This is a genomic window from Yersinia massiliensis (assembly GCF_003048255.1).
Classification (GTDB): Bacteria; Pseudomonadota; Gammaproteobacteria; order Enterobacterales; family Enterobacteriaceae; genus Yersinia; species Yersinia massiliensis_A.
On the sequence record NZ_CP028487.1, the window covers coordinates 3,746,953 to 3,769,398 of the forward strand.

The window sequence follows — 22,446 nt, forward strand, 5'->3', positions numbered from 1 at the left end:
GTAACGCGGGAGGCAGATAATACGCTTTCCCGCTGAAGAGTCAAGGTCCTATTTGCTTTCTTTCGAACTCAAACTAATTCTTTTCTCTTCCTAACCCGGCGAAGTCTATTTCGTTGTTCCCGGTCAGTGGAGGCGCATTATAGGGAGTTCCTGACAGGCTGCAACCCCTAATTTCAAAAAACTTTTCAACCGCTCACTAATTCAGCAAAAACATCATTAATGGCGAAATATAAAACAAGAAGGGGCGATTTCTCGCCCCTTCTTGTTTTAAGCATTACTGTTTGGCAGTAATATGCCCATTCTCTACATCCAAAATCACAGGTACACCTGGTATCAACTTGCCAGAAAGTATCTGTTGTGACAGCGGGTTCTCGATTTCCTGCTGGATAGCGCGTTTCAATGGCCGCGCACCATACACAGGGTCGAAACCAGCTTCGCCCAAGAACTCTAATGCAGGCTGAGTAATAGTGACTTGGTAGCCACGCTCCTCCAACCGTTTATACAGCCGCTCCAGTTGGATATTGGCGATAGCCGCCAAATGTGCTCGGCCTAACGGATGGAATACAACAACCTCATCAATACGGTTAATGAATTCAGGACGGAAATGATGGCTGACGACCTCCATCACCATATCTTTCATTTCGGTATAATTTCTTTCGCCGAAACGTTCCTGAATCAAATCTGACCCTAGGTTAGATGTCATGATGACAACCGTATTGCGGAAGTCGACTGTTCGACCCTGCCCGTCAGTCAAACGCCCATCATCCAACACCTGCAAGAGTATGTTGAAAACATCTGGATGCGCTTTTTCCACTTCATCTAATAAAATCACAGAATAAGGACGACGACGTACTGCTTCTGTCAGATATCCACCTTCTTCATAGCCAACATAGCCTGGAGGTGCACCCACCAGCCGAGAGACAGAGTGTTTCTCCATAAACTCGGACATATCAATACGCACCATGGCATCGTCGCTGTCGAACAAGAATGTGGCCAGCGCTTTACACAGTTCGGTTTTACCTACCCCAGTCGGCCCTAAGAATAAGAAGGAGCCAATTGGGCGATTCGGATCTGACAAACCAGCACGACTACGGCGGATAGCATTGGATACTGCTTCAACCGCTTCATCCTGCCCGATGACTCGCTTATGGAGATCTTGTTCCATACGCAGCAGCTTATCCCGCTCACTTTCCAACATGCGAGACACAGGAATACCGGTCCAGCGCGCCAGAACATCCGCAATCTCCACCTCGGTGACGCGATTACGCAACAGCTTCATGGTTTTCCCTTCCAGCGCAGTTGCCGCTGCAAGCTGTTTTTCCAACTCAGGAATTTTACCGTACTGAAGCTCTGACATTTGCGCCAAATCACCGACACGACGAGCCTGTTCTAATGTGATTTTGGCTTGTTCTAGTTCTGTTTTGATATTCTGGGTCCCAGTGAGTGAGGCTTTTTCTGCTTTCCACTCTTCTTCTAACTCAGAATATTCACGCTCTTTCTGCTCTAATTCCGTATTGAGCATTTCCAGACGTTTTTTACTGGCATCATCGGACTCTTTCTTCAGCGCCTGCTGTTCCAATTTCAACTGGATAATCCGGCGTTCCAATCGGTCCAAGGATTCTGGTTTTGAATCCATCTGCATGCGGATGCTAGAACCCGCTTCATCAATAAGGTCGATAGCTTTATCCGGCAACTGACGATCCGCAATATAGCGGTGTGACAATGTTGCCGCGGCAACAATTGCTGGGTCAGTGATCTGCACATGGTGATGCAGTTCATATCGCTCTTTCAACCCACGCAAAATAGCAATCGTGTCTTCAACACTAGGTTCTGCAACGTAAACTTTCTGGAAACGCCGCTCAAGCGCCGCATCCTTTTCTATATACTGACGATATTCATCAAGTGTTGTTGCCCCTACGCAGTGCAGTTCTCCGCGTGCTAACGCTGGTTTCAGCATGTTACCGGCATCCATTGCCCCGTCACCTTTCCCAGCGCCGACCATGGTATGCAACTCATCAATGAACAAGATGACGCTACCTTCTTGTTTCGATAAATCGTTCAGTACACCTTTCAAACGCTCTTCAAATTCACCACGATATTTCGCACCAGCGATCAGTGCACCCATATCAAGGGAAAGGACACGTTTATGTTTCAAACCTTCAGGCACTTCACCATTAACGATACGTTGCGCCAGACCTTCAACGATAGCCGTTTTACCGACACCGGGTTCACCAATTAACACGGGGTTATTTTTGGTACGGCGCTGTAAGACTTGAATAGTACGACGAATTTCTTCATCACGGCCAATGACCGGATCGAGCTTGCCTTGCTCCGCACGCTCAGTCAGGTCGATAGTGAATTTTTTCAATGCCTGACGCTGATCTTCAGCCCCTTGGTCATCGACTTTGTCACCACCACGCATATTTTCAATTGCCTTATCTATATTATTAGTTGTTGCCCCCGCAGCCTTTAACATATCAGTTAAAGTGCCACGATCTTCCAGCACTGCCAGAACGAACAGCTCTGAAGAGATAAATTTATCTGCGCGTTTTTGCGCTAATTTGTCACAAAGGTTGAGTACTCGTACCAGCTCGTTTGATGGTTGAACATCACCGCCGGTCCCCTCAACTTGTGGAAGACGGCCTAAGGCTTGCTCAATATCGCTACGTAAATTAGCAACATTAATCCCCGCCGAGGCCAGTAATGGGCGAACCGTACCCCCATCCTGATTGAGCAATGCGCTCATCAAATGTAATGGTTCAATGAATTGATTATCGCGCCCAAGCGCTAAAGATTGTGCATCGGCGAGGGCAAGCTGGAATTTACTGGTAAGACGATCCAGACGCATAACACCTCCAATATTGGTCAAAATTGCTACTGGAGATTAGATGAGGTCATACCTCAAATTTTCAAGGTTATTTTGACACTATATTTAAAGTAATTCGTTATGCGCCTGCGGATCGTCCTAATTCAGTAGGTTATATCAGCCAGACTAAACTTGCCATACGTCCAGTCATCCCATCTCGCCGATAAGAGAAAAATTGCTGTTTTTCAGTCACTGTACAGTGATCACCACCATAAATAGCATGAATACCCGCAGCCTGTAGGCGCATGCGAGCCAATGAATAAATATCCGCAAGATATTTGGAACCGGAAGGGATAAAAGCTGAAGCGGCTTGAGTATCGATATCACTAAATGCTTGTTTTACATCTTCACCCACTTCGAACTGTTGTGGGCCAATAGCTGGGCCTAACCAGGCCATAATAGAAGCAGGTGCCACATTAAACTGCGCAAGCGTCTGTTCAAGGACGCCAGCACATAGACCACGCCACCCCGCATGGGCAGCCGCAACTTCATCACCCTTTAGAGAGCAAAATAGCACCGGCAGACAATCGGCTGTCATGACAGCACACACTTGCCCAGCGACACGGCTATAAACCGCATCGGCCCGTACATCAGGGGTAACTTCGCCGTCCAGATGCAAGACACGAGTGCCATGTACCTGCTCTAGCCACACAGGCATTTGCGGTAAGCCCGCCAGCGCAACTAAACGCTGGCGATTGGCGATCACACTTGCAGTGACATCGCCCACATGGGTGCCGAGATTTAATGAATCATAAGGCGGGGTGCTGATACCACCATGACGTGTCGTGCTACATGCCTTCACGCCTGCAGGCATCGGCCAGTTGGGGAGTATCAGCTCGTTCATTACCAATCCATTTGATCTTTAAATTCCAAAGTATCGGCTTTCAGCGCGTTAATCAGCTCAACCATATCGTCTGGTAATGCAGCATGCCATTCCATTTGAATGCCACTGATTGGATGATACAAACGCAGCATGGTTGCATGCAGCGCTTGGCGATCAAAACCGCGTAAAATCGCGATAAAGTCGTCAGAAGCCCCTCTTGGTGGACGAGGGCGGCCACCATATAGCTGATCACCGACTAGCGGATGGTTTATATGGGACATATGAACGCGAATCTGGTGCGTACGACCCGTTTCTAAGCGCAGGCGTAAACGGGTATGGGCACGGAAATGCTCCATGATGCGATAATGGGTCGTCGCTGGCTTACCCATTGGATGCACAGCCATATGAGTTCGTTTGGTGGAGTGACGTGAAATAGGCTCGTCAACTCGCCCACCTGCCGTCATATTACCGATAGCCACAGCTTCATATTCACGCGTGATTTCGCGTGCTTGCAATGCTTCAACCAAACGGGTTTGCGCAGGAACTGTTTTCGCTACCACCATCAAGCCAGTCGTATCTTTATCCAGACGATGGACGATACCCGCCCGAGGAACATCAACGATTTCTGGATAATAATAGAGCAACGCATTCAAGACAGTTCCATCCGGATTACCTGCTCCGGGATGAACCACTAAACCGCGGGGTTTATTAATCACCAAAATATCGCTATCTTCATAGACAATATCCAGTGGGATTTCTTGGGGCGCCCAGCGGGCATCTTCCTCAATTTGCGCGTCAATTGCGACGAGCTCACCACCCAACACTTTTTCTTTAGGCTTATTAATTGTTTTACCGTCGACTGTGACCTTGTTTTCCAAAATCCACTCTTTTATGCGAGATCTTGAATAATCAGGGAACAATTCGGCCAAAGCCTGATCTAACCGTTGACCGAGTTGTGATTCGGCCACCGTTGCGCTGAGTTGTACTTGTTGTGCCATATGCAGCTTCTTGTTCGTTAACGTTGGGTTTTGACGGCGATGCCGTTTAATATAATGTGCTATTGTATCTAGATCTTTGTCGGGAGCTTAACGGACAGTCTCCCGGAATAACACTTCGAGGATAATCAAAACGTCATGACGCGTATGAAATATCTGGTGGCTGCCGCCACGTTGAGCCTGGTGCTGACCGGTTGCTCCAGTAACAAGGATGTGGTTCCCGATAACCCACCTTCTGAGCTCTATGCTACCGCTCAGCAAAAACTGCAGGACGGTAACTTTAAGGGAGCCATTACGCAACTAGAAGCGTTAGATAACCGCTATCCTTTCGGGCCTTACTCCCAACAGGTTCAGCTTGATTTAATTTATGCCTATTATAAATCTGCTGATCTGCCGTTGGCTCAAGCCTCAATTGATCGCTTTATGCGCCTGAATCCCACACATCCTAACATCGATTACGTATTATATATGCGTGGTTTGACTGACATGGCTCTGGATGACAGCGCATTACAAGGCTTCTTCGGGATTGACCGTTCAGATCGCGATCCACAACATGCTAAAGCCGCATTCCGCGATTTTAACCAGTTGATTCAAAGCTATCCGAACAGCCAGTATGCAACCGATGCGCAAAAACGCTTGGTGTTCCTGAAAAATCGTCTGGCCAAGCATGAACTGGCCGTGGCGCAATATTACACTAAACGGGGCGCTTACGTCGCGGTAGTTAATCGCGTAGAGCAAATGTTGAGAGATTATCCTGATACTCAAGCAACACGTGATGCGTTGCCGTTGATGGAAAATGCTTATAAGCAGCTACAGCTCAATGCTGAAGCCGACAAAGTGGCCAAGATAATTGCGGCGAACCCAGCTTGATATTATCTAGATCACAACTTATCTAAATCACAAACCATTTGAATGACTTGTGATTTGGATAGTTAAGATACCAAACGGCAGCCTAGGCTGCCGTTTTCAATTTGGGCTATTGCGAGTAGAAAATAAGGGGATGGGAGACATCAAACGGATGCACTGACACCATAGCCAAAACAGAAAAATAGCGTCTTTTTTATCTATATTCAGGCAATATAACTTATCGATAATGCGACATTGTAATCAATGATTCAAGCCCCTCCCCCCTATTTCTGACGCTAACTCACAGTTCCCATGACCTTTGCAAAAAGTGACAAAAAAAAGTGACCTTGATCATACATTTTAGGAAAAAGCGGGGTATGCTGAAGTTATCCAAGACGGAGTAGACAGAGAGGTAAGCCATATGACAGTCAACATTACCAGTAAGCAAATGGATATCACCCCAGCAATTCGTAAACATGTTGAAGACCGTCTCACCAAACTGGATAAATGGCAGGCCCAGTTGATAAACCCGCATATTGTACTGTCCAAAGATCCACAGGGATTCGTTGCCGATGCAACTATCAGTACACCGATGGGCCCCTTGGTTGCCAGTGCCAAGCATGATGATATGTATGCTGCAATTAACGAACTAATCACTAAACTAGAACGTCAATTAAATAAAGTTCAACACAAAGGTGAAGCTCGTCGCGCGGCAAACAGTGTTAAAGAGACTAATCTGGCGTCAGTCGATGCAGAGGAAGAAGAATCGGAACAAGAGCAATAGTCCAGCCATTCCATCTTATTTCGGATCTAACGCGCTTTCGGGCGCGTTTTTTATTGACAGCAATTCAGGCTCGCGGTTAGTTTAGAGGCAATCTATTAACTACCCATATCAAAACAGGTCGCCAATAACGATGATCAATAAAGTGTTTTTCTTCGCATTCTTTTTTACCTTCCCCTGATTGGGAGGCGTTTCGTCGTGTGATAAAGAATGCGAAGACGAACAACAAAGCCTCCCAAAACGGGGGGCTTTTTTTATACCGATTTTGCAAATAACTTTCAGGATGATAGAAGGCAAACCCTATGAGCGATAATCCGTTACTGGTGCTACGTGAACGCATCAGCGCACTCGATTTAAAATTGCTGGCATTGCTGGCTGAACGGCGAGAATTAGCCGTGGATGTTGCTAAAGCGAAGCAACTCCACCATCGCCCGATTCGCGATAAAGAGCGTGAACGTGACTTGCTAGAAGCGCTGGTAAAAGCGGCAAAACCATATGATCTAGATGGATTCTATGTTACACGCTTGTTCCAACTGATTATTGAAGACTCTGTATTGACGCAGCAGGCATTGTTGCAACATCAACTTAATCAAACCACACTGCATTCTGCCCGTATCGCTTTTCTTGGCCCAAAAGGCTCTTATTCCCATCTAGCGGCCCGTCAGTATGCAGCACGGCATTTCGAGCAGTTGATTGAGTGCGGTTGCCATAAATTCCAAGATATTTTTACCCACGTTGAGACTGGGCAAGCTGATTACGCTGTTTTGCCGATAGAGAACACCAGTTCCGGTTCGATTAATGACGTATATGATTTACTGCAACACACTAGCCTGTCCATCGTCGGTGAAATCACTATTCCTATTGACCACTGCGTACTGGTAGCAACCGATACCGACCTAGACAAAATCGAAACTGTTTACAGTCATCCACAGCCCTTCCAGCAATGTAGCCAATTTATCAATCGCTTCCCTCATTGGAAAATTGAGTATTGCGAGAGTACTGCGGCAGCGATGGAAAAGGTGGCACAACTGAATTCCCCAACAGCGGCTGCATTGGGCAGTGAGGCTGGCGGAGCACTTTATGACTTGCAGGTACTGGAACATAATCTGGCAAATCAGCAACAAAACATCACCCGCTTCATTGTTCTTGCTCGTAAATCCATTGATGTCTCTGAGCAGATTCCAGCCAAAACAACCCTAATTATGGCCACAGGCCAGCAATCAGGTGCATTGGTTGAAGCGCTATTGGTGCTGAGGGATCATGGCATCATTATGACAAAATTGGAGTCTCGGCCAATCAATGGCAATCCGTGGGAAGAGATGTTTTATATCGATGTACAGGCGAATTTACGTTCTGAAGCCATGCAAAAAGCATTGGCTAATCTGACGCCGATGACTCGCTCACTAAAAGTATTAGGCTGCTACCCAAGCGAAAACGTCGTGCCGGTAAATCCAAACTAAAATGCAAAAAAGTCATCCCAACACTTTTGGGATGACTCATTAAACTCGCCGAACAACTCACTGATATCAATTACTGGCGGTTATCGTTAGCCTGACGCAGTAATGAACGGCTCTCGACTAAGAAACGCTCTGCATAGTCACCAAACCAGTGTTCAACTTTTTGGAAGCTTTTGACAAAGGCCTTTTTATCACTTTGTTCTAGCAAGGTAATTGCTTCTCCAAAGCGCTTATAGTAACGCTTAATCAACGCCAAATTATCTTCGGATGACATAATAATGTCAGCGTAAAGCTGAGGATCCTGCGCAAACAAACGCCCTACCATCGCCAGCTCCAAACGGTAAATGGGTGAAGACAGAGCCAGCAACTGCTCTAACTGCACGTTTTCTTCTGCCAGATGCAGACCGTATGCAAAGGTCGCAAAGTGGCGCAATGCCTGAATAAATGCCATGTTCTGGTCATGTTCGACGGCACTAATGCGGTGTAATCTCGCCCCCCATACCTGCAATTGCTCTAGCAACCACTGATAAGCTTGCGGGTCACGACCATCGCAATACACCACGACTTGCTTCGCCAAGCTGCCAACATCCGGGCCAAACATCGGATGCAAGCCCACAACAGGCCCGTCATGGGCTGCCAACATGGCTTGCAGCGGCTTATTTTTCACGGAAGCCAGATCCAATAAAATACAATCTGATGGCAATTTAGGTAACCGGCCGATCACTTCTTCAGTGGTATGAATGGGCACACTGACAATCACCATTCCAGCATCTGCCAGAATCGACTCAGCCTGTGGCCAATCTTGCTGTTCCAGCGTCTTCACCTGATAGCCCGACAAATTCAGCATCCGAGTGAACAAGCGCCCCATCTGCCCGTGCCCACCAATAATGACGACAGGTCGCAAATTAGGACATAAGGTTTTAAAACCTTTGTCATTTTCGCTGGTATAAGACTCTCGCATTATCCGACGCAATACGTCTTCTATCAAATCAGGTGGTACGCCTAAAGCCTCAGCTTCCTGTCGACGTGAGGTCAACATCGCCGCCTCACGGTCTGGCACATAAATAGGCAAGCCATAGCGGCTCTTAACTTCACCGACTTCAGCAACCAAATGCAGGCGCTTAGCCAGCAAATCCAACAGTGCTTTATCCACTTCATCAATTTGATCGCGCAAAGCGGTCAGTTCAGCCACCATACTTACTATTCCTCTACAGTCCGGGCCGCCAGCGCTGAACGTAATTCCTGGTGCATGCTCCGTAACAGCGTTTCGGTGCTTTCCCAGTTAATACAAGCATCGGTCACTGAAACACCGTAGTGCATCGCAGCACGAGGTTGCTCAGAAGATTGATTACCTTCATGGATGTTACTTTCCAGCATCACACCCGTGATAGAACGATTGCCCGCTTTGATCTGCTCAACCACAGATTCAGCGACCGCAACCTGACGGCGATAGTCTTTATTCGAATTACCATGGCTGCAATCTATCATTAAGGATGGAATGAGTCCCGCATCCTGCATCTGTTTTTCACACTGAGCGACATCTTGTGCACTGTAGTTAGGCGTTTTGCCGCCACGTAAAATGACATGGCCGTGCGGGTTGCCCTGAGTTTGCAATAGACAAACTTGCCCTGATTGGTTAATCCCCATAAAGCGGTGTGGCATAGCCGCTGCACGCATTGCATTGATTGCCGTGCCTAAGCTGCCATCGGTCCCGTTTTTAAAACCAACGGGCATAGACAAACCTGAAGCCATTTCACGGTGGGTTTGTGACTCAGTGGTACGGGCACCAATTGCAGACCAACTGAACAGGTCACCTAAGTATTGCGGGCTGTTAGGGTCCAATGCCTCAGTTGCCAATGGCAACCCCATTCCCACTAAATCAAGCAGTAACCGGCGAGCAATATGTAACCCAGCTTCGACATCGAAAGAACCATCCATAGCAGGATCGTTAATTAGCCCTTTCCAACCGACTGTCGTTCTTGGTTTTTCGAAATAAACGCGCATGACGATATACAGGCTATCACTCAATTCGGCAGAGAGTTTTTTCAAGCTACGCGCATAGTCCAAAGCAGCATCCACATCGTGGATCGAACACGGGCCACACACGACTAATAAGCGTGAATCTTTACCCTGAACAATATCAGCAATGGTTTTGCGGGCGTTGGCAATCGCATACTGATCATCGTCGCTCAAAGGGAACTGATTTTTCAGTTCTTCCGGAGTTATCAGTATTTGTTCGGCACTGATATGGACATTATTGAGCGCATCTTTTTGCATGATCATATTCTTTACCTGTCTCTGTTTAGCGGATGCTAGTTTAGCGTGTATATCGGTTTGAGGTCACCACAATACCATGGTGTGTAAAGTTTTCAATCCATATGTGTAAATAAATAATTACCGCTAATTTTACAGACTCTTTCAACGCGACTTTTGCGGTGAGTCGCAGTTTCTGCAGATGGTCCCATTGTCCTTTTGACACCATGATAAGATGCGGGAAATTTGTGGAGGCTGTATGTTAAGAGTCATCATCGTCGACGATGAACAACCCGCGCGTGAAGATTTACGCGAAAGATTGATTGAAGAACAAGATATTGAGATCGTCGCCGAATGCAGCAACGCATTAGAAGCTATCCCCGCTATCCAGCGCCTGCAACCTGATGTGGTATTTCTCGACATCCAAATGCCCAGAATTAATGGCTTGGAATTGGCATCAATGCTAAACCCTGAAAGTATGCCGCACATTGTTTTCGTGACTGCTTATGATGAATATGCCATCCGAGCTTTTGAAGAGCATGCTTTTGACTATCTGCTAAAACCACTCGATCATCAACGCCTAGTAAAAACGTTGAATCGTTTAAGACGCGGCATGAGTGTAAATAATAATTTACATAAAATCACCGAACCCATGCTTCGGCATATTCCCTGCTCTGGGCATAACCGTATTTTTTTGCTGAAGATTGAAGAAGTGGAATATCTCAGTTCTGAGCTTAGTGGGGTACATGTTGTTGGGACGATACAATCAGGCTATACCCAGCTATCACTGAAAACTTTGGAAGAGAAAACCCCGTTTATCCGCTGTCATCGGCAATATATGGTCAATACCGAGCAATTGGGGGAGATTCAGCTTATGGACAATGGCGCTGCCGAAGTCATTACCCGCAGCGGTAGGCACATTCCTGTCAGTCGCCGCTACTTGAAATCCCTGAAGGAAAAATTAGGGATTAGTTGAATAACTTTCTACGTCCAACAAACTCAATCTTGCTTCGATGAATCTGTTAATTGATCATCATATCGGCCTGCCTAGGGAAGAAGGCTGAAATAGAGAGTACTCAATTTAGATAAGATGAATGAATGGTGCATAAAAACGAGAACAGAGAAAGTAAAGTCAGTAGACGTTATCAGATAATTATTTCATTCATTAATTTAAAACAATATTAATACATTACTTTTACAACCCATCTTTATATTCTAATCCACACAATTAGTGCCACTTTAATTAATTAGAAAAGTCTGGTCTGACATAAAAATAGAGACAGGTCGCAGATTTAATTAATTACATAACTAAACAATACTCCCTTGATATTAACCAAGTTTTAATCAATGCGATCTGTGCTCTGATAGAGAAAATGAAGTAAGAGCCTTACTCATTGCTTAAAACCAGTGAATACACAACCGAATTCTATTCATGTTGGAAGCAAGGTAATATTATGATAACACTACAATTTATAATTATAATTCTATGCTTATTGGTGGGTACACGCTATGGCGGTATGGGGTTGGGGTTAATAAGCGGCATCGGCTTATTTATTCTAACCTTTATTTTTGGCCTGGAACCCGGTAAACCCCCTGTTGATGTGATGCTGACAATATTAGCTGTCATTGGCTGTGCGTCTGTATTACAAACTGCGGGTGGATTAAATGTCATGATGCAATTTGCTGAGCGATTATTACGTCGTCATCCTCAGCATATTACGCTGCTAGCTCCATTCACAACCTGGTCATTAACCTTCTTATGCGGTACAGGGCATGTTGTTTATACCATGTTCCCTATTATTTCAGATATTGCGATTAAGAAAGGTATTCGGCCAGAGCGGCCAATGGCTGTTGCCTCTGTTGCTTCACAAATGGCTATTACGGCTTCTCCCGTTTCGGTCGCAGTGGTGTCATTGGTATCAATTATAGGGGCCAATCACGGTATCGGTCATGCGTATAGCATTTTGGAAATTCTAGCGGTATCAGTCCCTGCTTCATTAGTTGGTGTATTGATGGCGGCACTGTGGAGCTTACGCCGCGGTAAAGATCTGGATAAAGATCCCGATTTTCAAGAGAAAATCAAAGATCCAGAGCAACGCGCCTTCATTTACGGCTCCACAGATACACTTTTAAACCAAGTTTTTCCGAAGCAAGCTTATTGGTCTACTTGGATATTCTTCGTCGCGATTGCCATCGTGGTGATGCTAGGTGCCTTTGCTGACCTACGTCCTGCCTTTGAAGTTAAAGGTAAGATGCAAGCACTGTCGATGAATCTGGTTATTCAGATGATGATGCTGATTGCCGGTGCAGTGATTCTTATTGGCTGTAAAGTAAAACCTAGCGATATTTCTAACGGTGCGGTGTTCAAAGCCGGTATGGTCGCCATCTTCTCAGTATTCGGTGTTGCCTGGATGAGTGATACCTTCTTCCAAGCTCATATGGGAGATTTGAAGTTAGTATTGGAAGATGTGGTAAAAAGCCAACCATGGACCTACGCCATTGTTCTCTTCCTCGTTTCCAAACTTGTGAATAGCCAGGCTGCAGCGCTAGCAGCAATCGCACCAATGGGTTTGCAACTCGGAGTGGAGCCTAAAATGCTGATCGCATTCTTCCCTGCTGCATATGGGTACTTTGTGCTTCCAACCTACCCAAGTGATCTGGCTTGTATCGGTTTTGACCGCTCCGGTACGACTAAGATTGGTAAATTCATTATTAACCATAGCTTCATCATTCCAGGGCTTATCGGTGTTATCTGCTCATGTATCACCGGTTACTTGTTAGTCACGACTTTTATGTAATCACGACATAAAGTTTTTACTGATGATGTGCAAAGAGACCAGTTAATATTTCTGGTCTCTTTATTTATATGGCAGAAAAATCCCAACCAGCAGAGGCGCTATTTTAATGGCGTCAATAAGCTCATTCAAAACTCTACATTGTGCTTTTTACTAAATTTTAAGAATGAACTCGTCATTAAAACCACCTTATTATAATTAATTATTCAATCTGAAATATCTTCTGAATAAGTTGGATCACAACTGCTACAATGCGGGCCGCATCACAAACATCATTTTTTTCACCATGGACTTATTATGTTTTCTTCGCGTCATACCAGGGCGTTGCCGTTCCATATCAGCACACTCGCTTTATCTCTCGTCAGCCTTTCTGTACTTGCTGACGCGACTGTCTTCACTGCCTTAGACGATCCAGCCACAGCCAAAAAGAGCTTCGATGGGACAGTTGAGGCAGGTTATACCGCTCAGTCAGGAAATACGACTAACTCAACACTGACCGCTAACTCAACATTAACGTGGTTCCAGCCCAATACGGCCTATAGCTTATGGGGAGCAGCACGTAACACCAGTGCGAATGATCAGCGTTCCTCTGAACGTTATCAGCTAGGTGCACGTACTCGTTATAATCTGACTGATAGCAATTATTTATTTGGCCAAGCGAGTTGGTTAAATGATCGTTATAACGGTTTTGATTCCCGCTCTGTATTGACCACAGGTTATGGTCGCCAGATCATGACCACGCCACTGCATAACCTGCGAGTGGAATTTGGTCCGGGTGTTCGCCATGATGAATTTTACGAAGGTGGACGCGCGACTAAAGCATTGGCTTATGGCGGTGCAAACTATACTTATCAGTTAACGGATAACACAGTATTCAGTGAAGGGGTTTCAGCATTAGCGAACGAAGAAACGACGCTAAACTCAGAGACCGCGTTGAATGTCGCCATCAATAAAAGCTTCGCGCTGCGCTTAGCTTATATCGTGACCTACAACACCAAGCCCCCTGCCAGTGCGCCAAAAAACACTGACACCACAACGTCTGTCACATTGGTCTACGGCCTGTAATTAGCTCAAAATCTATATTACTCAAAATCAATTTTAGCGTGGTGTCATGCCACGCTAGTTCCCTCTCGTTTCTTCCCTATCCCACAACTATTTATCGCGCAATAGCGCTCGCGGTCTCGCGATAAAGTCAATAAAAAAGGGGTTAGCATATGGCTAACCCCTTTATCACTATTAACTTTTGGATGAAGCCTGAGCTATACCTTAGTTAACGCGGTTAAGACGCTCTTTGATACGAGCAGACTTACCAGTACGCTCACGCAGATAGTACAGTTTCGCTTGACGAACGGCACCACGACGTTTCACAGTAATGCTGTCGATTACTGGGGAGTGAGTTTGGAATACACGCTCAACACCTTCGCCGTTGGAAATTTTACGAACGGTGAACGCAGAATGCAGACCGCGGTTACGAATAGCGATAACCACGCCCTCGAATGCCTGCAGACGCTTTTTAGCACCTTCAACAACCCATACCTTAACTTCCACGGAATCACCCGGACGGAACGCAGGTACGTCCTGTTTCATCTGCTCTTGTTCGATTTGCTTGATAATATTGCTCATAATAAGTCTCTTACCCTAGGTAAACTGATATATCAGGAAAATTGGCACTGAGTGCAATGTTCCTTTCATAGTTCTGTTGCTCAGGGCTTATGTTCCCGTTGGAACTCAGCCAGCAACACCATTTGCTCGTCAGTCAGAGCTAGGCTTTCTAGAAGTTCAGGTCTTCTAAGCCAGGTACGGCCCAGCGACTGCTTTAAGCGCCAGCGACGAATCTCGGCATGGTTGCCCGACAGTAATACTGGCGGAACTTCCATTCCTTCTAACACCTCAGGCCGAGTGTAGTGTGGGCAATCCAGCAAACCATCAGAAAAAGAATCTTCCTCTGCTGAGGCTTGATGACCCAGCACACCCGGAATAAGTCGGGAGACTGAATCGATCAACGTCATTGCTGGTAGCTCACCACCACTGAGAACGTAATCACCGATTGACCATTCTTCATCAATTTCGGTTTTGATTACGCGCTCATCCACTCCTTCGTACCGGCCACAAACCAGAATCATTTTCGGGTTCATCGCCAGTTCGCAAACGCCCTGTTGGTCCAGTTTGCGCCCTTGAGGTGACAGATAAATCACCTTTGCTCCCTCGCCTGCCGCTGCTTTTGCTGCATGAATGGCTTCCCTTAGCGGTTGCACCATCATCAACATTCCCGGGCCACCACCATAAGGGCGGTCATCCACGGTACGATGCCGATCGTAGGTGAAGTCACGCGGACTCCAACACTGCACGCTCAGCAGGCCATTTTTTACTGCCCGGCCAGTCACCCCGTAATCGGTTATTGCGCGGAACATCTCTGGAAATAGGCTAATAACACCGATCCACATTGTTTTGTTCCACTCATCATTGCCGTTTAATTCGGAGGTCAAAAACCAGGATCCCAATCTACTTCAACACGTTGAGCAGTGAGATCGACATTCTTGATAACCTGCCCATGAAGAAACGGGACCAACCGCTCCTTCATACCGAATGCATCTTTCAGGTTTGCCTTCACGACCATCACATCGTTAGAACCGGTTTCCATCATATCGATGATTTTCCCCAGTTCGTAACCTGCGGTTGTTACTACCTGACAGCCCATAAGGTCTTTCCAGTAGTAATCATCCCCATCTAATGCGGGCAGTTGTTTTGAATCTACGATAATTTCGCAATTAGTCAGTAGATTCGCGGCATCACGATCATCAACACCTTTAACTTTGATGATCAGATCCTGACTGTGGCGCTTCCAGTCTTCCAACTCGACATGCTGCCACTTACCGGCCTGCTGGATAAACCACGGCTGGTAATCGAAAATGCTTTCGGCGTTCTCGGTGGATGAAAATACTCTGAGCCAACCGCGAATGCCGTAAGTCGAACCCATTTTACCGAGTACAATCGGCTCATCGGGAACCACTGGATTGAGTTGCTTGCTCATAATAACCACCACCGCGACAGATTAAGCTGCTTTCTTAGCGTCTTTGATCAGCGCAGATACGCGATCAGAAACGGTAGCACCCAGGCCGACCCAATGTTCGATACGGTCCAGGTCTAAACGCAGAGCTTCAGCTTGACCAGATGCGATCGGGTTAAAGAAGCCTACACGTTCGATAAAACGACCGTCACGAGCATTACGGCTGTCGGTCACTACTACTTGATAGAACGGACGCTTTTTAGCGCCGCCACGAGCCAAACGAATTGTTACCATAACATCCTCTTTAGTTAATAAAACAACTGGACCCCATCGGGGAACGGGGTCCAGTTGCAATATAAAAAGCCCGAAAATTTTACTCATTTTGGCGCAAAAAGCAATCTAAAGCGTAGATTCCTGCGCGCTAGTTTTGTAATGAGTACTATTTTCTTCGTTTACCACTGTTTTCAGCGGGAAATCTTTGCTCATATCACTCTGGTGGACCCACAGAGCAATATAACGCTTAGCGGCCTGGGAAACCCGGTGGCATCATGCCTTTCATGCCACGCATCATCTTGGCCAACCCGCCATTTTTCATTTTCTTCATCATGCGCTGCATTTCGTCGAATTGCTTAAGCAGGCGGTTCACGTCCTGCACCTGCACTCCCGAACCGGTGGCAATACGGCGCTTACGCGAACCCTTGATGATTTCTGGCTTAGCGCGCTCTTTCAGCGTCATCGAATTGATGATGGCCTCCATGCGCACGGTCACTTTGTCATCCATTTGCGATTTTACGTTATCTGGCAACTGACCTGCGCCCGGCATTTTACTTAACATGCTGGCCATACCACCCATGTTACGCATTTGCTTGAGTTGGTCGAGGAAGTCATTGAGATCGAAGCCGTCGCCTTTCTTAAGCTTGGTCGCCAGTTTTTCCGCCTGAGCGCGGTCAACTTTGCTTTCAATATCTTCAATCAGAGAGATAACATCGCCCATCCCCAAAATACGGGAAGCCACGCGATCAGGGTGAAACGCCTCTAGCGCTTCAGTTTTCTCACCGACGCCAAGGAATTTAATCGGCTTGCCGGTAATATGGCGAATGGATAAAGCAGCACCACCACGGGCATCACCATCAACTTTGGTCAGTACCACACCAGTGAGGGGCAATGCTTCATTGAAAGCTTTTGCCGTGTTGGCAGCATCTTGGCCGGTCATGGCATCAACGACAAACAAGGTTTCAACCGGATTAATCGCGGCATGAACTTGTTTGATTTCGTCCATCATCGCTTCATCGACGTGTAAACGACCGGCGGTATCGACAATCAGGACATCATAGAACTTAAGCTTCGCCTGCTGGAGGGCACGATTAACAATTTCAATCGGCTTTTCTTTTACATCAGACGGGAAGAAATCAATTCCAACCTGTTGCGCCAAGGTTTCCAACTGCTTGATCGCCGCAGGGCGATAAACGTCGGCAGACACCACGAGTACTTTCTTCTTGTGCTTTTCTTTCAGGAACTTACCGAGCTTGGCCACACTGGTGGTTTTACCCGCACCTTGCAGACCCGCCATTAACACCACTGCTGGCGGTTGCGCAGCCAGATTCAGTTCGTTATTGACCTCGCCCATCGCGGCAATAAGTTCATTTTTAACTATTTTGACGAATTCCTGCCCTGGCGTAAGGCTTTTATTCACCTCGTGACCAACAGCACGCTCTTTTACCCGGTTGATAAAATCACGAACAACCGGTAGAGCAACGTCAGCTTCCAGTAACGCCATGCGCACTTCACGTAGCGTTTCTTTAATATTTTCTTCTGTCAGCCGGCCACGGCCGCTGATATTGCGCAATGTGCGCGACAATCGATCAGTTAAGTTCTCAAACATTGGCTCATACTCAACGTGGAAACAGGCCGCTCGGGCGACACAATGGGGGGATTATAACACGAAGCTTAAACGATCTCTGCCCTCTCGTCGGAGAACGGTTGGAGCGAGACGCGCTCAACGCTATACTGGCAATATTATTCACTTAGCCGATGTTCATATAACGCTATGCCCGTGTTCTCTATTTTGGCTTTGATCGCTTATTCACTCAGTTTGGGCTTGATTGTCCCAAGTCTGGTGCAAAAAAACAGTGCTTACCGTCGGTTAGCGCTGATTTCTGCTGTCGTAGCGCTAGTGTGCCACGCTATTGCACTGAAGCATCAGATATTTGATGTTGGGGGTGGTCAAAACCTCACTTTGTTAAATATCGGTTCGATCGTCGGGTTGATGATCTGTTCAATCATGACCATCGTCGCCTCGCAGGGTCGGGGTTGGTTCCTGCTGCCGATTGTTTATAGTTTTGCCATGATCAATCTGGCGCTCGCCAGCTTACTGCCTGGTGAGTTTATTACCCACCTCGAAACGAGCCCAACAATATTTATCCATATTGGGCTGGCACTTTTTGCTTACGCAACACTGATCATTGCAGCACTTTACGCCCTGCAATTGGCTTGGCTTGATTACCAGTTAAAAAATAAGAAAGTGACCTTTAATGGCGACATGCCACCATTAATGAGTATTGAGCGTAAAATGTTCCACATAACTCAGATTGGCGTCGTGTTGCTTACTTTAACGCTGTGCACTGGCTTGCTCTACATGGACGACATATTCAGCAAAGAAAATGTTCATAAAGCGGTGTTATCGATCATGGCTTGGTTTGTTTATATTGTTTTATTGTGGGGCCATTACCATGAAGGCTGGCGTGGGCGTAGGGTGATTTGGTTTAGTTTTGCAGGTGCATTCCTCCTGACACTCGCTTATTTCGGCAGCCGCCTAGTTCAGGAAATCATGGTTCCTTAATTATTATCTTAACCCATCGTTCATGACCCTCTTTGACCTGCAGGGTCCCTATCGTCATAAAGGAACACTGTGTTGGATCATGTTTCAACTAGCACGCTGATCATTATTCTTGTCGTCATGGTCGTGGTTTCGGCATATTTTTCTGCTTCTGAAACCGGCATGATGACGCTTAATCGTTATCGTCTGCGCCACTTGTCTAAGCAAGGTAACCGCGCCGCTCGCCGAGTTGAGAAACTACTGCGCCGTCCTGACCGCTTAATTAGTTTAGTGTTGATTGGTAATAATCTGGTCAATATTCTGGCCTCAGCACTTGCAACGATTGTCGGTATCCGATTATACGGAAATGCAGGGGTTGCCATCGCGACAGGGGTATTGACCTTTGTGGTACTCATTTTCGCCGAAGTGATGCCAAAAACCATTGCAGCACTTTATCCTGAACGTGTTGCGTTCCCCAGTAGTGTTCTGCTAGCTCCTCTCCAGAAAATCATGCTGCCACTGGTATGGTTGCTCAATACCATCACTCGTGGGCTGATGCGCTTGTGTGGCATACGTGGAAATGTGCACAGCAGTGATGCGGTCAGCAAAGATGAATTACGCAGCATCGTGAATGAATCCCAATCCCAAATCTCTCGCCGTAATCAAGATATGTTGATATCCGTACTTGATCTGGAAAAAGTCACGGTGGGTGACATTATGGTTCCCCGTAATGAGGTGGTTGGTATTGATATCAATGATGACTGGAAATCAATCATGCGTCAGCTCACCCACTCCCCCCATGGGCGTATCGTGTTATATCGTCAATCGTTAGATGATGCGATTGGCATGCTGCGAGTGCGAGAAGCCTACCGACTCATGACGGAAAAGAAAGAATTCAACAAAGAAAATCTGCTGCGAGCAGCAGATGAAATTTACTTTATTCCTGAAGGAACACCGTTAAATGTGCAGTTGGTGAAGTTCCAGCGGAATAAAGAGAAAGTCGGCATGATTGTCGATGAGTATGGCGATATTCAAGGGTTGGTTACTGTTGAAGATATTTTGGAGGAGATCGTCGGTGACTTCACGACATCAATGTCCCCGACACTTGCCGAAGAAGTTAACCCGCAAAGTGATGGTTCAGTATTAATTGATGGTAGTGCCAGCGTACGAGAACTTAATAAAGCCTTTAACTGGTCGTTGCCCGTCGATGCTCGCACAATCAATGGCATGATATTGGAAGCACTGGAAGATATTCCACAAGTTGGCGCCCAAGTACATATAGGTCACTATTTAATTGATGTGCTGGATGTACAAGAAAATATGATTAAGCGTGTCAGGGTAAAACCGATTGTTCATCAAGAGCATTCCGTTCTATAAACAACGCAGAGTAAGCGCGCAGCACGAGTTTTGATATCCATAAAAAAGACGCTTTTCAGCGTCTTTTCACATCGTGAAACTCACGATCAAACCAACATTGACTGAAGACTAGATATGCAACTCAGTCAGTTTTTCTTTCGGCAATGCCAATTCTTCGTTGTGATTAATACGAACACCACGGTCAATAATACCTTTGGCAATTTCCTGCGCTTCTTCCAACGAGTGCATATGATAAGTCCCGCACTGATATTCATTCAGTTCAGGGATCTTCCGTTGATCAGTTACTTTCAGCACATCGGCCATCGCCGCTTTCCAAGCATCCGCGACCCGTTGCTCATCCGGCGTACCAATCAGGCTCATATAAAAACCGGTACGGCATCCCATCGGCGAGATATCGATAATCTCAACACCGTTACCATTAAGATGGTTACGCATGAAACCAGCGAACAGATGTTCCAGCGTATGAATCCCACGCTCTGGCATCACTTCCTTGTTTGGCACGCAGAAGCGTAAATCAAATACCGTTATCTCGTCGCCATGAGGGGTTTTCATCGTCTTAGCAACACGCACTGCCGGTGCTTTCATAATGGTATGATCTACGGTAAAGCTATCCAATAATGGCATTTAGTCACCTCCTCATAAAAAAAGTAATTTTTATTCGATCTTTTTTCGCAACCAGTGAAACTTTTTTCTATCCCTCGCGTCTTAATATGTGAAAGACGCGCATTTGTTATCATCATCCCTGTTTTACCAGAGATGTTAATTTGGCCACAGAAGTTATGTGGCCTTTTCTTTTTACTGGCCGCCGTGCAACACCAAATACTCTTCAAAGCTTAGCTTATCTTTCAGTTCCAGCTCACGTTGACGTTGCCATGATGCTTCACCTTCTTCGGCCAACTGCTCTTCTGTCAGCAATTCCAAAGGCTCACTTTGCAGCATTGTTCTATAGTGCTCAGCTAAATCAAGGCCAACACCACCAATGCCACCGTCTTTCATCGCTTGCAAAATACGTGCAGAGAATGTCAGGCTCGGGTCATCAAAGAATGCGACTAATTCGTCACAAACCTGTTGATATTGCGTACTCTCTTTACCGTCCAATACTTCTGCAACGCGGCGTAAATCCGCAAACAGATCTTTGCCGACTTTTTCCAGTGGCTCACGGGTATCGTTACATCCCATGCCGATCGTTTGCCCAGGCTTACGCCCTTCCAAAATGACTCGATTCCAGTTTTTGCGAGTACACAGTAACTCATCACTGCTCATTTCAGGCGCATCAGCCAGCACACACCAAATCAGGAATAGATCGAGGAAACGTGCTTGAACCGCATCCACACCAATCGGTGAGAAGGGGTTAATGTCCAGTGAGCGTACTTCGATGTATTCAATGCCACCACGCAAGAGCGCATCAGAAGGCGACTCGTCCGCACGAGTTACCCGCTTAGGCCGGATAGGGGCATACAGCTCATTTTCAATCTGTAATACATTGGTATTCAGTTGCAGATGACGATCACCATCTTTCAGCCCCAGCGCTGCATACTCTTCTGAAGGTGTTTTAATCGCACGTTTCAGCGCAGCAACATAGGTATTAAGATCATTAAATGTAATCCCCAAGTTGCTTTGCGATTTATTGGTATACCCCAAGTCACTCAACCGTAATGAGGTGGCGTAAGGTAGATAGCACATCCCTTTATCATTACGTTCAAATGGCAACGCGGTTTCACGCCCTTGCAGGAATGATGAGCAAATCGCGGGTGATGCACCAAAGAGATAAGGAATGACCCAACCAAAGCGGTAGTAGTTTCGAATTAGGCGGAAATAGCCTGCTGAAATTTCTTCTTTACCGCTTTTTTCATCGGTGACACCCGCCCATGCCTGCCAGAACTCCAGCGGCAAGGAGAAGTTATAGTGCACACCTGAAATCGTTTGCATCAACGCACCGTATCGGTTTTTTAAACCCTCACGGTAAAGCGTTTTAAAGCGACCAATATTAGAAGAGCCATATTTAGCGAGTTCAATATCCTGCTCAGCGCCGATAAAGCAAGGCATGCTGAGTGGCCACATACGCTCATCACCCAATTTACGTGCTGTATAACGGTGTATATCACGTAAAAATGTCAGCAGATGGTCAATATCACCATCAACCGGTGTGATGAATTCCAGTAATGCCTCAGCAAAATCAGTGGTAATCCATTGATGTGTAAGTGCGGCACCCAAGGATTCTGGGTGGCCCGTCGAGGCTAATTGGCCATCGGCAGTCACTCTCAATGTTTCCCGCTCGATACCGCGACGGATCCCTTTTAGGGCTTTAGGGTGCGCTTCCAACCAAGTTAGCGCGTTTGATACATCCGGGATCAAATCGACCTCCCGCTCTTGAAAACCATAACTCGCCAGCATACTGAAGCTGCATAGAGATGACTATGTACGTTTATCA

Annotated in this window: 20 protein-coding genes and 1 other annotated feature; of the genes, 8 read left to right on the plus strand and 12 right to left on the minus strand. The window is 46.4% G+C overall.

Annotated features, from left to right (window positions below; translation table 11 throughout):
- Window positions 1–274 precede the first annotated feature (274 nt).
- The 3 genes from clpB to rluD all read right to left on the minus strand — a co-directional run bounded on the left by clpB (window position 275) and on the right by rluD (window position 4,687).
- Window positions 275–2,848, minus strand: coding sequence for an ATP-dependent chaperone ClpB (gene clpB / locus DA391_RS17455; protein ID WP_050080418.1), 2,574 nt, complete (start codon window positions 2,846–2,848; stop codon window positions 275–277).
- Window positions 2,849–2,978: 130 nt separating this feature from the next.
- Window positions 2,979–3,710 (minus strand): purine nucleoside phosphorylase YfiH, encoded by a 732-nt coding sequence (gene yfiH / locus DA391_RS17460; protein ID WP_057650399.1) that lies wholly within the window; start codon window positions 3,708–3,710, stop codon window positions 2,979–2,981.
- Complete coding sequence (gene rluD / locus DA391_RS17465) at window positions 3,710–4,687, minus strand: 23S rRNA pseudouridine(1911/1915/1917) synthase RluD (protein WP_019210865.1); 978 nt, start codon at window positions 4,685–4,687, stop codon at window positions 3,710–3,712. Before rluD ends, yfiH begins: the two co-directional genes overlap by 1 nt.
- A 135-nt stretch (window positions 4,688–4,822) precedes the next feature.
- Between rluD and bamD the strand changes: the two genes are divergently transcribed.
- The 3 genes from bamD (at window position 4,823) to pheA (ending at window position 7,771) form a co-directional block, all read left to right on the plus strand.
- The gene (gene bamD, locus DA391_RS17475) at window positions 4,823–5,554 is read left to right on the plus strand and encodes an outer membrane protein assembly factor BamD (protein ID WP_019210866.1); all 732 of its coding nucleotides are present in this window, start codon (window positions 4,823–4,825) and stop codon (window positions 5,552–5,554) included.
- A gap of 397 nt (window positions 5,555–5,951) precedes the next feature.
- On the plus strand, window positions 5,952–6,314 hold the full coding sequence (gene raiA, locus DA391_RS17480) for a ribosome-associated translation inhibitor RaiA (protein ID WP_019210867.1): 363 nt from the start codon (window positions 5,952–5,954) through the stop codon (window positions 6,312–6,314).
- A gap of 129 nt (window positions 6,315–6,443) precedes the next feature.
- Window positions 6,444–6,569 (plus strand) — a sequence feature (Phe leader region).
- Window positions 6,570–6,613: 44 nt separating this feature from the next.
- Complete coding sequence (pheA, locus tag DA391_RS17490; protein ID WP_049604670.1) at window positions 6,614–7,771, plus strand: bifunctional chorismate mutase/prephenate dehydratase; 1,158 nt, start codon at window positions 6,614–6,616, stop codon at window positions 7,769–7,771.
- Between the two features lie 70 nt (window positions 7,772–7,841).
- Here pheA and tyrA read toward each other — a convergent pair whose 3' ends face one another.
- A complete protein-coding gene (tyrA, locus tag DA391_RS17495; protein WP_050285926.1) occupies window positions 7,842–8,963 on the minus strand; it encodes a bifunctional chorismate mutase/prephenate dehydrogenase in 1,122 nt (373 codons plus the stop codon).
- A 5-nt stretch (window positions 8,964–8,968) separates the two neighbouring features.
- Window positions 8,969–10,045, minus strand: coding sequence for a 3-deoxy-7-phosphoheptulonate synthase (locus DA391_RS17500; RefSeq protein ID WP_108088302.1), 1,077 nt, complete (start codon window positions 10,043–10,045; stop codon window positions 8,969–8,971).
- 235 nt (window positions 10,046–10,280) lie between these two features.
- Here DA391_RS17500 and btsR point away from each other — a divergent pair, with 235 nt between their 5' ends.
- The 3 genes from btsR to DA391_RS17515 all read left to right on the plus strand — a co-directional run bounded on the left by btsR (window position 10,281) and on the right by DA391_RS17515 (window position 13,881).
- Window positions 10,281–10,997 carry a two-component system response regulator BtsR gene (gene btsR / locus DA391_RS17505; protein ID WP_050285925.1) on the plus strand — a complete coding sequence of 239 codons (717 nt, stop codon included), beginning with the start codon at window positions 10,281–10,283 and terminating at the stop codon, window positions 10,995–10,997.
- 478 nt (window positions 10,998–11,475) lie between these two features.
- Window positions 11,476–12,819, plus strand: a complete 1,344-nt coding sequence (locus DA391_RS17510) for an anaerobic C4-dicarboxylate transporter (protein WP_049604673.1) — start codon at window positions 11,476–11,478, stop codon at window positions 12,817–12,819.
- Window positions 12,820–13,113: 294 nt separating this feature from the next.
- Window positions 13,114–13,881 carry a DUF481 domain-containing protein gene (locus DA391_RS17515; RefSeq protein ID WP_019210873.1) on the plus strand — a complete coding sequence of 256 codons (768 nt, stop codon included), beginning with the start codon at window positions 13,114–13,116 and terminating at the stop codon, window positions 13,879–13,881.
- Between the two features lie 201 nt (window positions 13,882–14,082).
- On the opposite strand, the gene rplS is transcribed toward DA391_RS17515, so the two are convergent.
- From rplS to ffh, 5 genes are all read right to left on the minus strand, one after another.
- Window positions 14,083–14,439 (minus strand): 50S ribosomal protein L19, encoded by a 357-nt coding sequence (gene rplS, locus DA391_RS17520; RefSeq protein WP_019210875.1) that lies wholly within the window; start codon window positions 14,437–14,439, stop codon window positions 14,083–14,085.
- An 80-nt stretch (window positions 14,440–14,519) separates the two neighbouring features.
- Window positions 14,520–15,260, minus strand: coding sequence for a tRNA (guanosine(37)-N1)-methyltransferase TrmD (gene trmD, locus DA391_RS17525; protein WP_050080412.1), 741 nt, complete (start codon window positions 15,258–15,260; stop codon window positions 14,520–14,522).
- Between the two features lie 38 nt (window positions 15,261–15,298).
- Complete coding sequence (gene rimM, locus DA391_RS17530) at window positions 15,299–15,847, minus strand: ribosome maturation factor RimM (protein ID WP_019210877.1); 549 nt, start codon at window positions 15,845–15,847, stop codon at window positions 15,299–15,301.
- A gap of 21 nt (window positions 15,848–15,868) precedes the next feature.
- Complete coding sequence (rpsP, locus tag DA391_RS17535; protein ID WP_004712517.1) at window positions 15,869–16,117, minus strand: 30S ribosomal protein S16; 249 nt, start codon at window positions 16,115–16,117, stop codon at window positions 15,869–15,871.
- Between the two features lie 226 nt (window positions 16,118–16,343).
- A complete protein-coding gene (ffh, locus tag DA391_RS17545; protein ID WP_050080411.1) occupies window positions 16,344–17,705 on the minus strand; it encodes a signal recognition particle protein in 1,362 nt (453 codons plus the stop codon).
- A 165-nt stretch (window positions 17,706–17,870) separates the two neighbouring features.
- Between ffh and DA391_RS17550 the strand changes: the two genes are divergently transcribed.
- Both DA391_RS17550 and DA391_RS17555 read left to right on the plus strand, forming a co-directional pair.
- The gene (locus tag DA391_RS17550) at window positions 17,871–18,662 is read left to right on the plus strand and encodes a cytochrome C assembly family protein (protein ID WP_019210880.1); all 792 of its coding nucleotides are present in this window, start codon (window positions 17,871–17,873) and stop codon (window positions 18,660–18,662) included.
- Window positions 18,663–18,734: 72 nt separating this feature from the next.
- Complete coding sequence (locus DA391_RS17555) at window positions 18,735–20,015, plus strand: HlyC/CorC family transporter (RefSeq protein ID WP_167311359.1); 1,281 nt, start codon at window positions 18,735–18,737, stop codon at window positions 20,013–20,015.
- Between the two features lie 108 nt (window positions 20,016–20,123).
- Here the strand turns inward: DA391_RS17555 and luxS are convergent, their stop codons facing one another.
- Together luxS and gshA are read right to left on the minus strand one after the other, a co-directional pair.
- Complete coding sequence (luxS, locus tag DA391_RS17560) at window positions 20,124–20,639, minus strand: S-ribosylhomocysteine lyase (protein ID WP_004877244.1); 516 nt, start codon at window positions 20,637–20,639, stop codon at window positions 20,124–20,126.
- Window positions 20,640–20,810: 171 nt separating this feature from the next.
- Window positions 20,811–22,409, minus strand: coding sequence for a glutamate--cysteine ligase (gene gshA / locus DA391_RS17565; protein WP_172440366.1), 1,599 nt, complete (start codon window positions 22,407–22,409; stop codon window positions 20,811–20,813).
- Window positions 22,410–22,446 lie beyond the last annotated feature (37 nt).

Excerpts from the sequence above, each read along its gene's own strand:
- yfiH (WP_057650399.1), bottom strand. The coding sequence starts at position 3,710 with ATGAACGAGCTGATACTCCCCAACTGGCCGATGCCTGCAGGCGTGAAG.
- raiA (WP_019210867.1), top strand. The coding sequence starts at position 5,952 with ATGACAGTCAACATTACCAGTAAGCAAATGGATATCACCCCAGCAATT.
- rplS (WP_019210875.1), bottom strand. The coding sequence starts at position 14,439 with ATGAGCAATATTATCAAGCAAATCGAACAAGAGCAGATGAAACAGGAC.
- rimM (WP_019210877.1), bottom strand. The coding sequence starts at position 15,847 with ATGAGCAAGCAACTCAATCCAGTGGTTCCCGATGAGCCGATTGTACTC.
- DA391_RS17515 (WP_019210873.1), top strand. The coding sequence starts at position 13,114 with ATGTTTTCTTCGCGTCATACCAGGGCGTTGCCGTTCCATATCAGCACA.
- DA391_RS17550 (WP_019210880.1), top strand. The coding sequence starts at position 17,871 with ATGCCCGTGTTCTCTATTTTGGCTTTGATCGCTTATTCACTCAGTTTG.
- gshA (WP_172440366.1), bottom strand. The coding sequence starts at position 22,409 with ATGCTGGCGAGTTATGGTTTTCAAGAGCGGGAGGTCGATTTGATCCCG.
- DA391_RS17500 (WP_108088302.1), bottom strand. The coding sequence starts at position 10,045 with ATGCAAAAAGATGCGCTCAATAATGTCCATATCAGTGCCGAACAAATA.
- btsR (WP_050285925.1), top strand. The coding sequence starts at position 10,281 with ATGTTAAGAGTCATCATCGTCGACGATGAACAACCCGCGCGTGAAGAT.
- DA391_RS17510 (WP_049604673.1), top strand. The coding sequence starts at position 11,476 with ATGATAACACTACAATTTATAATTATAATTCTATGCTTATTGGTGGGT.
- tyrA (WP_050285926.1), bottom strand. The coding sequence starts at position 8,963 with ATGGTGGCTGAACTGACCGCTTTGCGCGATCAAATTGATGAAGTGGAT.
- ffh (WP_050080411.1), bottom strand. The coding sequence starts at position 17,705 with ATGTTTGAGAACTTAACTGATCGATTGTCGCGCACATTGCGCAATATC.
- clpB (WP_050080418.1), bottom strand. The coding sequence starts at position 2,848 with ATGCGTCTGGATCGTCTTACCAGTAAATTCCAGCTTGCCCTCGCCGAT.
- rpsP (WP_004712517.1), bottom strand. The coding sequence starts at position 16,117 with ATGGTAACAATTCGTTTGGCTCGTGGCGGCGCTAAAAAGCGTCCGTTC.
- rluD (WP_019210865.1), bottom strand. The coding sequence starts at position 4,687 with ATGGCACAACAAGTACAACTCAGCGCAACGGTGGCCGAATCACAACTC.
- trmD (WP_050080412.1), bottom strand. The coding sequence starts at position 15,260 with ATGTGGATCGGTGTTATTAGCCTATTTCCAGAGATGTTCCGCGCAATA.
- bamD (WP_019210866.1), top strand. The coding sequence starts at position 4,823 with ATGACGCGTATGAAATATCTGGTGGCTGCCGCCACGTTGAGCCTGGTG.
- luxS (WP_004877244.1), bottom strand. The coding sequence starts at position 20,639 with ATGCCATTATTGGATAGCTTTACCGTAGATCATACCATTATGAAAGCA.
- pheA (WP_049604670.1), top strand. The coding sequence starts at position 6,614 with ATGAGCGATAATCCGTTACTGGTGCTACGTGAACGCATCAGCGCACTC.